Origin of the sequence: Amycolatopsis kentuckyensis (assembly GCF_041679295.1) — a bacterium.
GTDB lineage: Bacteria > Actinomycetota > Actinomycetes > Mycobacteriales > Pseudonocardiaceae > Amycolatopsis > Amycolatopsis kentuckyensis_A.
The window spans coordinates 51687-64721 of record NZ_JBGDMD010000015.1; the positions used below are offsets into that span (position 1 = coordinate 51687).

13 protein-coding genes are annotated in these 13035 nt (G+C 71.4%); 5 read left to right on the forward strand and 8 right to left on the reverse strand.

All coding sequences use genetic code 11. The features are described from left to right. Positions 1-696: a response regulator transcription factor gene (locus ACERZO_RS44465; RefSeq protein ID WP_372672143.1), complete on the reverse strand. Its 696-nt coding sequence runs from the start codon at positions 694-696 to the stop codon at positions 1-3. A gap of 42 nt (positions 697-738) precedes the next feature. Between ACERZO_RS44465 and hisN the strand changes: the two genes are divergently transcribed. Further along, a complete protein-coding gene (gene hisN / locus ACERZO_RS44470; RefSeq protein WP_372672020.1) occupies positions 739-1524 on the forward strand; it encodes a histidinol-phosphatase in 786 nt (261 codons plus the stop codon). Between the two features lie 134 nt (positions 1525-1658). Then, positions 1659-4898, forward strand: a complete 3240-nt coding sequence (locus ACERZO_RS44475; RefSeq protein WP_372672021.1) for a GH92 family glycosyl hydrolase — start codon at positions 1659-1661, stop codon at positions 4896-4898. Positions 4899-4940: 42 nt separating this feature from the next. On the opposite strand, the gene ACERZO_RS44480 is transcribed toward ACERZO_RS44475, so the two are convergent. From ACERZO_RS44480 to ACERZO_RS44500, 5 genes are all read right to left on the reverse strand, one after another. Next, on the reverse strand, positions 4941-5201 hold the full coding sequence (locus tag ACERZO_RS44480; RefSeq protein ID WP_003105220.1) for a hypothetical protein: 261 nt from the start codon (positions 5199-5201) through the stop codon (positions 4941-4943). Next, positions 5201-6166, reverse strand: coding sequence for a TNT domain-containing protein (locus tag ACERZO_RS44485; RefSeq protein ID WP_372672022.1), 966 nt, complete (start codon positions 6164-6166; stop codon positions 5201-5203). Before ACERZO_RS44485 ends, ACERZO_RS44480 begins: the two co-directional genes overlap by 1 nt. Positions 6167-6275: 109 nt before the next feature. Further along, positions 6276-7205: a hydroxymethylglutaryl-CoA lyase gene (locus tag ACERZO_RS44490; RefSeq protein WP_372672023.1), complete on the reverse strand. Its 930-nt coding sequence runs from the start codon at positions 7203-7205 to the stop codon at positions 6276-6278. After that, on the reverse strand, positions 7205-7789 hold the full coding sequence (locus ACERZO_RS44495) for a PH domain-containing protein (protein WP_372672024.1): 585 nt from the start codon (positions 7787-7789) through the stop codon (positions 7205-7207). Before ACERZO_RS44495 ends, ACERZO_RS44490 begins: the two co-directional genes overlap by 1 nt. Before the next feature lie 85 nt (positions 7790-7874). Beyond that, complete coding sequence (locus ACERZO_RS44500; protein WP_372672025.1) at positions 7875-8672, reverse strand: biotin--[acetyl-CoA-carboxylase] ligase; 798 nt, start codon at positions 8670-8672, stop codon at positions 7875-7877. Positions 8673-8753: 81 nt separating this feature from the next. On the opposite strand from ACERZO_RS44500, the gene ACERZO_RS44505 reads away from it, so the two are divergent. The 3 genes from ACERZO_RS44505 to ACERZO_RS44515 all read left to right on the forward strand — a co-directional run bounded on the left by ACERZO_RS44505 (position 8754) and on the right by ACERZO_RS44515 (position 11146). After that, the gene (locus tag ACERZO_RS44505) at positions 8754-9779 is read left to right on the forward strand and encodes a C40 family peptidase (RefSeq protein ID WP_372672026.1); all 1026 of its coding nucleotides are present in this window, start codon (positions 8754-8756) and stop codon (positions 9777-9779) included. Between the two features lie 95 nt (positions 9780-9874). Then, a complete protein-coding gene (locus ACERZO_RS44510) occupies positions 9875-10339 on the forward strand; it encodes a hypothetical protein (RefSeq protein WP_372672027.1) in 465 nt (154 codons plus the stop codon). A gap of 12 nt (positions 10340-10351) precedes the next feature. Further along, a complete protein-coding gene (locus tag ACERZO_RS44515; protein WP_372672028.1) occupies positions 10352-11146 on the forward strand; it encodes a hypothetical protein in 795 nt (264 codons plus the stop codon). Here ACERZO_RS44515 and ACERZO_RS44520 read toward each other — a convergent pair. Further along, a complete protein-coding gene (locus ACERZO_RS44520; RefSeq protein ID WP_372672029.1) occupies positions 11109-11780 on the reverse strand; it encodes a response regulator in 672 nt (223 codons plus the stop codon). The genes ACERZO_RS44515 and ACERZO_RS44520 overlap by 38 nt on opposite strands. Continuing rightward, complete coding sequence (locus ACERZO_RS44525; protein ID WP_372672030.1) at positions 11777-12871, reverse strand: sensor histidine kinase; 1095 nt, start codon at positions 12869-12871, stop codon at positions 11777-11779. The genes ACERZO_RS44520 and ACERZO_RS44525 overlap by 4 nt, the downstream gene beginning before the upstream one ends. Between the last annotated feature and the right edge of the window lie 164 nt (positions 12872-13035).

The following is a 13035-nucleotide window of genomic DNA, read 5'->3' on the forward strand; positions in this document are numbered from 1 at the left end:
TTATTCGGCGTTGAACCGGAAGCCGACGCCGCGGACGGTCGCGATCCGCCGCTCGCCGTCGTGGGCCTTGCTGGTGCGCCCGGCGGCCTCGTCGGCGGCGATGGCGAGCTTCCGCCGCAGCCACGACATGTGCATATCGAGCGTCTTGGACGTCTTCGACTCGAGGTCGTTCCAGACCTCGGCGAGGATCTCGTCGCGGCTGACGACCTGCCCGGCGCGGCTCATCAGGACGCGCAGCAGCTCGAACTCCTTGTTCGCGAGCTGGACCTCGTGCAGGTCGACGGTGACCAGTCGCGCGCCGAGGTCCATCCGCACCCCGCCGGCCTCCAGCACCTCGGGCACCCGGCGGCGCAGCAGCGCGCGGATCCGGGCGAGCAGCTCGGCGAGCCGGAACGGCTTGGCGACGTAGTCGTCGGCGCCCGCGTCCAAGCCGACGACGAAGTCGACCTCGTCGGTCCGGGCGGTGAGCATCAGGACGGGCAGCTCGGTGCCGTTGGCGCGCAGGCGCCGGCAGACCTCGAGCCCGTCCATGCCGGGCAGCCCGAGGTCGAGCACGAGCAGGTCGACCTTCTGGGCGGCGGTCGCGTCGAGGACCGAAGGGCCGTCGGTGACGACGTGGATCTCGTATCCCTCGCGTTCGAGGGCGCGGGAGAGCGGTTCGGCGATGGCCGGATCGTCTTCGGCAAGTAGGACCATGCTCACCTGGCCAACTCTACGGCGCGCGGGCGTGAAACCATCGTGACCGTGCCTGGCTACGAAGATGATCTGGCCCTCGCCACCCGGCTGGCCGACGCCGCCGACGCGATCACGACGGCGCGGTTCCGCGCTCTGGACCTGGCGGTGGAGCGCAAGCCCGACCGCACGCCGGTGACCGACGCGGACACCGCGGTGGAGGACGCGATCCGCTCCGTGCTCGCGGAAGAACGGCCGGCCGACGCGGTGCTCGGCGAGGAGCGCGGCGGCTCGGCGGCGACCGGCCGGGCGTGGGTGCTCGACCCGATCGACGGCACCAAGAACTTCCTCCGAGGTGTACCCGTCTGGGCGACCCTCATCGCCCTCGTGGCGGACGGCGACCCGGTCGTCGGCATGATCAGCGCGCCGCTGCTGGGCCGCCGCTGGTGGGCAGCGACCGGTTCCGGGGCCTTCTCCTCGGACTCGGCCGGGACGCGGCAGCTGTCGGTTTCGAAGGTTTCGTCCCTTTCGGACGCTTATCTGTCCACTACGGACTTGAACTCGTGGACGGAGTACCACTCGCGCGAGAAGTACCTCGGCCTGGTGGACGCGTGCTGGGAGACCCGCGCGTTCGGCGACTTCTGGCACCACGTGCTGGTGGCCGAGGGCGCCCTGGACGTCGCGGCGGAGTGCATCGTGAACCCGTGGGACGTCGCGGCGGCGCAGGTGATCGTCACCGAGGCCGGCGGGCGGTTCAGCGACCTCGGCGGGGCGGCGAGGTACGACAACGGGAGCGCGCTGTCGACCAACGGGCTGCTCCACGACGACGCGCTCGCGCTCCTCAAGAGGTAACCGGGTAGGCCGCTCGGCGGGAACTTCTTGACCGGTCTGAAGCGCCGGTGGTTCACTCCCAGTGCTCGCCGGGTCACCCGGTCCGTTGACAACGTTGTCAGCCCGGGCGGCCCGCTCACCCCGGGAGGAAGAGCATGCGCAGAGTCGTCACCGCGGCTTTGGTCATTCCCCTGTTCACAGCCGTCGCGGCCACTCCGGCGGCCGCCCACGAGACCGACCTCGCGTCCTACGTCAACCCGTTCGTCGGCGCGAAGGCCGGCGACACCCCCGAGACCAACACCTACGCCGGCGACACGTTCCCTGGCGCCGACGTCCCGTTCGGCATGGTGCAGTGGAGCCCCGACACGCCGCTGCAGCCCAAGCCGCCCGCCGGGCAGGGCCGCTACTACGCCCGCGACCGCGACGGCGGCTACGCCTGGGAAGAGAACAAGCTCCGCGGCTTCAGCCTCACCCACTTCAACGGCGCCGGCTGCGGCGGCGCGGCCGGAGACGTCCCGTTCCTGCCGTTCGCCGGGAACATCACCACGTCACCCGCCGTCGACGCGACGAAGTACTTCCCCACCTTCAGCCACGCCGACGAATCCGCGTCGCCCGGCTACTACAAGGTGACGACGGACTCCGGCATCACGACCGAACTGACCGCGACCCAGCGCTCCGGACTCGGCCGCTTCACCTTCCCGAAGAACTCCCCCGCGACGCTGCTCATCGACGTCGCGCAGTCGGCGATGGGCAGCGACGACGCGGCCGTGACCGTCGACCCGGTTCGGCGGACCGTCGAGGGGTGGGTGTCCAGTGGGCACTTCTGCCGTGGCCCCAACACGTACAAGGTCTACTTCACGGCGTCGTTCGACCAGCCGTTCACGACGTCCGGGACCTGGCAGAACGCCACCGTGACGCCCGGCGGCACCAGCGCCCGTGGCGGAAACCTGAGCAAAACGACGTGGGACAAGCAGGTCGTCACCGCCGACGGCGGCTCGGGCGCCTACCTCACCTTCGACCCCGCCAAGCCGGTGCAGGTGCGCGTCGGAGTGTCCTATGTGGACTTGGCCGGTGCGCGGCTGAACGCCCTGCTGGAACAACATCACGACTCGTTCGACACGGTGAAGGCGCGGGCGCGGCAAGCCTGGAACGACCGGTTGCGGCAGATCACCGTCGAAGGCGGCACGGACGCGGCGACCCGGACGTTCTACACCGCGCTCTACCACACGCTCATGCAGCCCAACGTCTTTTCCGATGTGGACGGTCGTTACGCCGGCTTCGACAGAGCCGTCCACCTCGCGAAACCGGGTCACGCGCAGTACGCCAACTTCTCCGGCTGGGACACCTACCGCGACGAGGTCCAGCTGCTGTCGATGCTCGCGCCGCACGAGGCCGCCGACATGGCGCAGTCGATGCTCAACCAGGCGGACCAGGCGGGCGGGATCTGGGACCGGTGGTCGCAGAACAACGACTTCATGGGCGTGATGGGCGGCGATCCGTACCACTCGATCATCGCGAGCACGTACGCCTTCGGGGCCACGGACTTCGACGCGTCCCACGCGCTGAAGTCCATGGTCACCGGCGCCACCCGCGTCCAGCAGGCCGGCGAACGCGCCCTCGAACGGCCCGGCCTGTCGGACTACCTGACGCTCGGGTACCACCCCAACAACGTCTCCGACATGCTCGAGGAGACGACGGCGGACTTCGGCATCGCCCAGCTCGCGCAACGACTCGGTGCTTCCGACACCTATCACCGGTTCATGTCACGGGCCCAGTACTGGGAAAACGTCTACAACCCGGCGACGGGTTACCTGCAGACCCGGATGCGCGACGGCCGGTTCCTGTCGCCGTTCGATCCCGCGCAGTACCAGGAAATGCGGTACCAGGAAGGCAATGCGGCGCAGTACACGTGGATGGTGCCGTACGACGTCCGCGGGCTCTTCGACGCGATGGGCGGCGATGACGCGGCGAAGAAGCGGCTCGACTTCTTCTTCACGAAGCTGAACAGCGACGCCAGTTCGCCGTACGCGTTCATGTCGAACGAGCCGTCGTTCGAGGTGCCGTGGGAGTACGCGTATGCGGGCGCGCCGTCGAAGACGCAGGACATCGTGCGCCGCTCGGCGGAGCTGCTGTTCAAGCCCACCGAGGACGGCCTGCCCGGCAACGACGACCTCGGCGCGACGTCGGCGTGGTACGTCTTCGCCGCGCTCGGCATGTACCCGGAGGCGCCCGGCCGCGCCGAACTGGTGCTGGCCAGCCCGATGTTCCCGAAGATCACGCTGACCCGGGCGACCGGGCAGCGGATCACGATCACCGCGCCCGGCGCGTCCAGCTCGGTGAAGTACGTGCAGGGTCTTCGCGTGAACGGCAAGCCGAGCACGAAGCCGTGGCTGCCGGAGTCCTTCGCGGTCGACGGCGGCCGGCTCGACTTCACGCTCGGCGCGTCGCCGACATCGTGGGGTTCGGGCACTTCCGACGTCCCACCGTCCTTCCGCGACGGTGAAGTTCCGGTGCGCGGACGTGTCGGACCGGGTCGTGTGGTCGTCGCGCCGGGCTCCGCGACGACGGCGACGGTCATCGCAGAAGGCATCACCGGCGCCGGCTCGGTGACGTGGCAGGCGAAACCGCCGGCGGGGATCACCGTGACGCCGTCGAGCGGGACGCTCACCGTGGGCGCGCACGGGTCCGCTTCGCAGCGAATCCGCGTGACCGCGGTGACCGGAAGTCCGGACGCTTACACGAGCGTGCCTGTGGAGTTCGGCGGGCAACTGCCCGCGCAGCTGCCGGTCACCGTCGGGACACCGGGGACGCTGCACGCGGCGAACACGAACGTCGGCGTCACGGACGATCGGTTCGTCCAGTACGGCGACTTCGGCGAAACCGACCTCTACCCGGGCCAGTTCGCTTACTCCGCCCAAGGTCTGGCGAAGAGTGGCATCGAGCCGGGCGCGAAGGTGCGGGAGTTCACCTGGCCGTCGAGTCCGGCGGGGTCGCCGGACAACGTGATCGCCGCGGGGCAAACGCTTGCGGTGAACGCGGCCAAGGGAGCGACGAAGCTGTCGTTCCTCGGTTCGGCGACCGGCGGTGACGCGCAGGGCACGGTGACGGTCACCTACACCGACGGCTCGACGCAGCAAGCGCCGTTGGGCCTGTCGGAGTGGTTGCTGCGGGGTGGCGAGGAGACACCGCAGTTCGGCAACTCGGTCGTCGCGACGGTGCCGTATGTGAACTCGGGATTCCCGCGGTACATGTTCCGGCTCCAGCGGCCGTACACGTCATACCTGTTCGCGACGGCGCCGGTGGCCCTCGACCCGGCGAAGCAGGTTCGCAGCCTCACCCTGCCCACGTCCACCGGCGCGGGTCAGGCGCACATCTTCACCTTCGCGGTGGGCTGAGTGGTCGTGAGTGTGAAACAGGGTCAGAACCCTGTTTCACACTCACGACCCGGGCAGCAGGCCGACGGCGCCGCGGGCGACCTGTGCCCAGGCCAGCCGGCCGAAGAGGTAGTGGCACGCCACCTGTTCGCTGGTGAACCGCGCCCAGTCGTAGCGGTTGCCCTGCTCCCGCCAGAAGACCTCCCACGCCTCGTCCTCGCCCTGCATCAGGCACCAGGCGTTGTCGACCTCGGCGCCGAGCGAGACGACCTCCGGCGGCACGCCCAGCACGCCGAGCCAGCGCTGGATCGACTGCGTGTTCATCAGTCATCATCCCCCTTGGCCTCGGCGAGGTAGCCGAGGGTCACCAGTTCGTCGGCCGCCAGCAGCGCACGGTACCGGGTGCCGCCACCGACCTGGCCGAACCAGTTCGCCGTCTCCGACCGCCACATCGGCACGGCGCGCACGACGACGTACCGGCGGTACTCGGCGTCCAGCATCCCGGGCGGCAGCGAGCGTTCCGCGAAGGGCGTCCCGTCGGCGAAGAACACGCGGCCGTACGCCGGGCCGAAGCGGTCGAGCACGGTGTTCATCGGGACCATCACCGGCTCGGCGTGGTCGACGCTGCCCTCGGGGTAGTAGTCGCCCGGCGGCCACGCGTACTCGGGTCCGAGGTCGCTGTGCCCGACGACGAACCGGCGGATCCACACCGCCTGCGTCGCGTGGGCGTACGGCACGTACCCGTCGGTCAGGTGCCGCGGCACCGGCCGCGACGGCGCGGTCGGCGAGCGGCGGAACCCGGCGGTGACGTTGGTGAGCGCCTGGTCGTCGAAGATCAGCCGGGCGTCCGGGTGGTCGTTCGGGCCGAAGCCGTCCGGGTCGTCGGGCAGCGGCAGCTGCAGCGCCGGCTTGTCCATGGCCACCGGGAGGTGCCCGATCGGGAACATGTGCACCAGGAACAGCGCGACAACGCTTTCCCGTTCCGTGCGCGGCGACCCGAGCGGCGGCAGCGGCGACGGCGCACCCGGGCTGAGCGGCGGGCCCGCCACCGGCGGCGGCGGCGCGACCGGCGCGGGAGCCGATACCGGGGCCGGCGGGGCCGGGGGTAGCGGGAACGGCGGCAGCAGTGGCGACACCGCGTGCGGCCACGCCGCCGGGTTGCCCGAGGGCGGGGTCGGTGCCTCCTCGAAGGCACCGGAATCCGTCAGCCCGTAATCGGGCAGCCGGATCGGCCCCGTGTCGAGGTCGGCCTCGACCGGTTCGGAGCCCGCCTCGGAAGGCTCGGTCACACCCATCCTCCGGCTCGGTCGGTGCCCGCGGGCACGTGCTGGTCGACGCGGCCGCGGTGCTGCCGGTCCCCCTTGATACCGCACCCCTCTGGCGCGGGCGCGGGCGAGGTCAGCTCAGCGCGGCGACCACGCGGGACGGGCTCGGGCGGCCGAGCTGTCCCGCCATCCACGTGCTGGCCGCCACCAGCGCGTCCAGGTCGGCTCCGTGAGCGATACCCAGCCCGTCGAGCATCCACACCAGGTCTTCGGTGGCCAGGTTCCCCGTCGCCGACTCGGCGTACGGGCAGCCGCCCAGCCCGCCCGCCGAAGAGTCCACAGTCGACACTCCACATCGGAGCGCGGCCAGGGTGTTGGCGAGAGCCTGACCGTAGGTGTCGTGGAAGTGCACGGCCAAAGTACCGACATCGCCGAACAGCCCGATCAGGTTCTCCACCTGGCCCGCGGTCGCGACGCCGATGGTGTCGCCCAGCGAAAGCTGCGAGCACCCCATGTCGAGCAGGCGGCGGCCGGCGTCGGCGACCTGCTTGGCCGGCACGGCGCCCTCCCACGGGTCGCCGAAGCACATCGAGAGGTAGCCGCGCACGTCCAGACCGGCTTCCCGGGCCCGCGTCACGACCGGCTCGAACATCCCGAACTGCTCGTCCAGCGAGGAGTTGAGGTTCTTCTGCGCGAACGTCTCCGTCGCGCTGGCGAAGATCGCGATGTGCTCGACGCCGGCGTCGAGGGCCCGGTTGAGGCCCTTTTCGTTCGGCACCAGCACGGGGTAGCGGACGCCGTCGCGGCGGTCCAGCCCGGCGAGCAGCTGCTCCGCGTCGGCCAGCTGCGGCACCCACTTCGGGTGCACGAAGCTCGTCGCCTCCAGCGTCGTCAGGCCCGCGCCCGCGAGCCGGTCGAGGAACTCCAGCTTGACCTCGACCGGGACGATCGTCTTCTCGTTCTGCAGGCCGTCCCGCGGGCCGACCTCCCAGATGGTCACCCGCTCCGGCAGTTCCCCCGCCGAGGGGACCCGCTCCGGCAGGCCCAGTTCGCGCGTACCCATCAGCGCCGGCGATCGCCGCGCGGCGGGTGCCCGCCCTGGGGCGGCAGCGGCTCGGTCCGCTGGGGCTGCTGGGTGCCCGGGCGGTAGTCGTCGTACGGGTTGTCGTTGACCTCGCGGTAGATGACCGTGTGCACCTTCTCGACGTGCGGGATGTCCTCGAACCGCAGCGGCTCGTCCGACGCCGACTCGATGATCAGGGTGCCGCAGCCGAAGACCCGGTCGAGCAGGCCGTGCTCGAACTGGACGCTGTTGATGCGGCCCATCGGGATGTCGATGCCGGTGCGCTTCAGCACGCCTTCGCGGGCGATGAGGCGGTCGGTGGTCACGATGAAGTGGGTCGTCCGCCAGCGGACGAGCGGCGCCAGGAACAGCCACACGATCAGCACGAGGGCGACGACCGCGATGGCGATCAGCCCGACCGTGTTCCACGGCGAGCCGGCGTCCTTCGCGAGGATCGCCAGCCAGATGCCGGCGCCCAGGGTGACCAGGAACGCGAGCGTCGGGAAGATCAGCATCTTGAAGTGGGGGTGACTGTGCACCACGACGTGCTCTTGCTCGCTGAGCAAATCGTCCGGATAAGCCACGGCGGACGCTCCCAAGGTCGGTGCGGCGGTGTCGCTTCACCGTACCGGCGAGACGCCCGGCCGGTGAGTGCAACGCCCCGAAGAATCAGGCCGGGCGGACGTGCACCACGTCACCCGCGAACACGGTGTGCCGCTGGCCGCCCACCATGTCGACCTGGAGCTGGCCGGCGGCGTCGATGTCGGCGGCGCGCCCGGTGAGCGACGTGCCGTCCGGCAGCTGCACCTCGACGTCCTGGCCGAGGGTCGCGCAGTGGGCGCGGTACTCGCCGAGCAGGCCCGCCTCGGTGAGGTCGCCGCCCGCGAGCCGCCAGCGCTGCTCGAGCTCGTCGAACTCGGTGAGCAGCGCGATCGCGACGTCCGTGCGATCGGTGTTCGTGGCGCCGAGCTCGGCGAGCGACGTCGCGGGCAGGCCGCCCGGCCCCGGCTGGACGTCGCCGAGCGGCAGGACGTTGAGGCCGATGCCGAGCACGATCGACGGCGGGTTCCCGGCGACGGCCTCGGCGAGGATCCCGGCGCACTTGGCGCCGCCGGAGAGGACGTCGTTGGGCCATTTGAGCGTGGCGTCGACTCCGACGGAGGCCGCGGCCGCCCGGACGGCGAGCCCGGCGACGACGGAGAGTGAGCCCAGCGCCGTGAACGGGACGTCCGGCCGCAGCGCGACGCTGAGGTACAGCCCGGCGCCCTTCGGGGAACTCCACTGCCGGGCGCGCCTGCCGACGCCCGCGGTCTGCTCCTCGGCCAGCAGAACGGTCCGGTCCGCGGCGCCGTCTTCGAGGGCTTTCCGCAGGTCGGCGTTGGTGGAGCCGGTGCGCTCGACGACGTCGATCTGCGCGTACCGATCCTTGAGCGCCGCACTCAGGCGGGCAGCGTCGATCTCAGTCATGTGTCCACCATATGAGAGTCCCCCTAACGTGCAAGCTACTCAGTCGTTCAGTAAGAGGTGCGCTCTTCTAAGTTGGAACCCGTGACGACCAAGCCGACCTCCTGGGCTCGTGGCGCGGCCCTGCGCGGGCTCGTCGCGCTGCCGCTCGTCGCGGGCCTGGTCACCGCGGGCTGGCTGCTGGCCGACCGGTCACCCGACCCCGCGCCGGTAGCGGCGCTCCCGGTTGCGCGCGACGCGGCGTCGGGCCCGTCGGTCCTCGAAGTCAGCGCACCGGTGAAGGCGCAGGAGCCGGGCCAGGGCGCGTCCGGTCAGGGCGGCAAGAGCCCGCTGCAGCAGTGGGCCGACCAGCTGGCGGGGCCGTTGGACATCCCGGCCGACGCGCTGATCGGCTACGCGAACGGCGAGCTGGCGCTGCGGAGCGAAGACCCGTCGTGCCACCTTTCGTGGGTCACGTTGGCGGGCGTCGGCTCGGCGGCGTCGAACCACGGCCGCGGCGGCGGAAACCTGCTGGGTCTGACGTCGGCGCAGGCCAAGAAGTACGGCGGCGAGGCCCCGATCGCGGCCGGCCGCGCGCTGTGCGCGGGCGGCACGGACCTGGGCGCGGGCCCGGGCTGGTGGAAGGCGATCGCGGCGTACCACCCGGGCAGCGACACGGAGCTGTTCCGCCAGCGCATCCTGGGCATGGCCCAGCTGTACGCGACGCTCTCCCTGGACCCGGCGTCGGCGTCCTCACCGCGGGTCCAGGCGACCCGGTTCGCGTTGGGCCAGCTCGGCCTCCCGTACGTCTGGGGCGGCAACGGCCCGGACGCGGGCGCGGCGGGCTTCGACTGCTCGGGCCTGACGAAGGCGTCGTACGACAGCGCGGGGGTGGCGTTGCCGCGGACGGCGGACAGCCAGTTCCGCGCGCTGCCGCCGGTCCCGGCGACGCAGGAGCCCCGCCTGGGCGACCTGGTGTTCTACGGCAGCCCGGCGACGCGCATCCACCACGTGGGGCTGTACCTGGGCAACGGCTTGATGATCAACGCGCCGACCGAGGGCCAGGCGATCCAGATCCACACGTACCACTCGAAGGGCGACGACTACGCTGGCGCGGGCCGCCCGGCCTGAGGAGCTGTCCGCGTCGCTGGGGGTCGTGAGCCATCAATTCGTCCGCGTAAATGAACAATCGGCGCACGGCCTCCCGCATACGAAGGGGAGATCGTATGTCCAGTCGCGCGAAGAGGTATTCAACTCGAATCATTCTCGCCATCGCAGTGCTCGTACCGGCGGGGTTGCTGCTCCCGTCCACGGCAATTGCGGCGCCACGGAAAGTGTCCTACGCGGACGCCGTTCCCGGCCTCGCGCCGCCGGGAGCGCCGGGTGTCGGCGGGTCCGGAAAGGACTCGCGCACACCGGAAGCGCTGGTCTGCACACCGGATACCTACGCCGACAACCCGCATCTGTCGTCGACCCCGGGAGTCATTTCCGGGCACGGTACGGCGAGCGGCATCTACCCCGGCGGCGGCAGCGCCAATCGTTCCGCGGCCAACCGGCCGTGCGATTCCCAGGGACAGGCGATTTCGTGGCGCAACCGCGTCGATGTCGACGTCGAGGGTGAATGGGACACTTCGGAGGTGTTCGAACGGCAGGCTGATGTATCCTGCGTGATCACCGGAGCCGATCAGTAGCGAGGAAATCCGTTGGTCAGCGGCGAGGCTCACCCCGGTTCGGCGCCGGGTTCCCGCGGTATCGCGGGAACTTTGTTCGCCGCGCTTTACGGTGAGCTGACGCCGCGCCCGGACCGCACGCCGGGCACCGGTCGCGACCCCTACATCCAGTTCCACGACCGCGCGCGGGCGATGGGCTGGCTCGACAGCCTGTGGAGCATGAACGACGCCGGCCGGGAGCATCCCCTCGCCGTACCGGGGTCTTCGCTGGTCTCGTGGTTCCAGGCGGGGGTCGATCCGGTGCCCGGCGACCGGCCGTTGCCGGTGCAGCAGTTCCTCCGCTGCGCCGGCGACGTCACGGCCCGGCTCGGTGCGCTGGAGCTTCGGACGGCGCAAGTGCTGGTACCGGCGCAGAACCTGGACGTCTCGGCGCGGCCCCAGCACGCCCGGATGCCGTCGCTGTCCACCGCGGCCTGGTTCGACGACGTGGAGGCCGCGACGCCGGTGCACGTCACACTGGACAGCGGCCAGGACCCCGCCATTCCCGCTGCGGCGCAACGAATCCGCCACTGGCTGGGCGAGCTGCCGCAGAACGTCTTCCGCTCCGGGGCCCCGGCCGAGCGAGCTCCGCTGCCCCCGCCGCTGCCCGACGCACTCTGGGCCGGTCCGCCGCGGCACCGCGTGACGTTCGAAGGCACGCTGAGCGAGTGGTCGCTGGACGCGATCGGCTGGCTCGGCGGGTTCCTCGCCGACCTGGCCGCCCGGGAGGGGGCGGGTGTTCCGCTGCTGCTCACCGTGAGCCGGTCGACGGATTCGCCGGCGAGCTGAGGCCCGACTCGTAGGCGAACACGACCAGCTGCGCCCGATCCCGCGCCCGCAGCTTCACCATGGCCCGGTTGACGTGCGTCTTCGCGGTCGACGGGCTGATCACCATCCGCGCCGCGATCTCGTCGTTGGACAGCCCCCGCGCGACCAGCGCGACCGCCTCCCGCTCCCGGTTGGTCAGCTCGGCCAGCCCCGCCCCTGGCACCGGCGGCTGCGTCACGTACCGGTCGATCAGCTTGCGGGTGATCGACGGCGCGAGCAGCGCGTCGCCCCGGGCCGCGACGCGCACCGCGTGCAGGAAGTCCTCCGGGCGGATGTCCTTCACCAGGAACCCCGCCGCGCCGGCGCGCAGGGCTTCGAAGACGTACTCGTCGAAGCCGTAGTTGGTCAGGATGACGACGTGCACCGCGGCCAGCGCGGGGTCCGCGGCGATCCGGCGGGTCGCTTCGAGGCCGTCGACGCCCGGCATCCGGACGTCGAGGAGCACGACGCCCGGCAGGTGCTGCAGCGCGAGCGTCACGGCTTCGCCGCCGTCGGCGGCTTCGGCCACCACCTCGACGTCGGCCTCGGCGTCGAGCAGCGCGCGGAACCCGCTGCGGATGAGGGGCTGGTCGTCGGCCAGCAGGACGCGGATCATGCCGGGTGGTCCACGGGCAGCTCGGCTTGGACGCTGAAGCCGCCTTCGCGACGTGGTCCGGCTTCGAGCCGGCCACCCAACGCCGTGACGCGTTCGCGCATCCCGGTCAGGCCGACGCCCGGCTTGCTGTCCACTGTGGACTTGCCGTCGTCGTCGACGCGGACCACGAGCGTGCCGGGCCGGTGGTCGATCCGGACCGACGCGGTGGCCGCGGCGGCGTGCCGGGCGACGTTCGTCAGCGACTCCTGGACGATCCGGTAGGCGGTCCGGCCGACCGCCGCCGGCACGTCGTCGCACCGGCCTTCGATCGTCAGCCGCGCGTCGAGACCGCCGGAGCGGGCCCGGTCCACCAGGTCCGGGACGTCGTCGAGCCCGTGCGGCGGGTTCTTGCCGTCGTCGCGCAACGCCTCGAGCGTCGCCCGCAGTTCGCGCGCCGCGTCACGGCCCGCGTCGCGGATCGCCAAGAGTGCTTCCGGCACGTCTTCGCCGCGCTTGGTCGCCAAGTGGACGGCCACTTCGGCCTGCAGCTTGATGACGGAGATCTGGTGGGTGAGCGAGTCGTGCAGCTCACGCGCGATGTGCAGCCGTTCCTCGTCGGCACGCCGTCGCGCGGTCTCCTCGCGCGTTCGTTCGGCCTCGTCGGCGCGGCGCTCGGCCTGGCGCAACGCCTCCCCCGCGGCGCCGGCGGCGATCAGCCACGCGATCTGGAGGACGTCACGGGACTGCGTGAACGCCTGGGCGGTGTCGTGCAGGCCGGAGGCCAGGATCGCGAGCGGAACCGCCCCGAGCATGAGCACCGAAGCGACCACCGCGGCAATCCGGTGTCCCGCCCGGACGGCGGCGTACACCGCGAACAGGTAGGCGACGACGGGAACTTCGAACCCGGCGGCCTGGTAGCCCAGCGCGCACGCCGCGGTCACCGCCAGCACGACGACCGGTGCCCGGCGGCGCGCCACCAGCGCCAGCCCGCCGGCCACGAGGAGCGCGTAACCCAGCACGTCGAGGTCCGTGGGCGCGTGCTGCGCCGAGAGCCCGGCGACCAGCAACGCCGCCGCCACCCCGGCGGCGACCACTCCGTCCACGACCCGCATCCCCGCACCCTAACCGGATGTCCCGGACGGCGAATCCGGCTCGGAGAGCATTCGAGGACTACCGCGAGCGCAGTACATCCGCCGTTCCTGCGCCGGCCGCGGCAGTGCGAAGTGCCCGCGTCCGCACGACGACGGGCGGCGGGTCCGGCGGACATGCTTCCCGG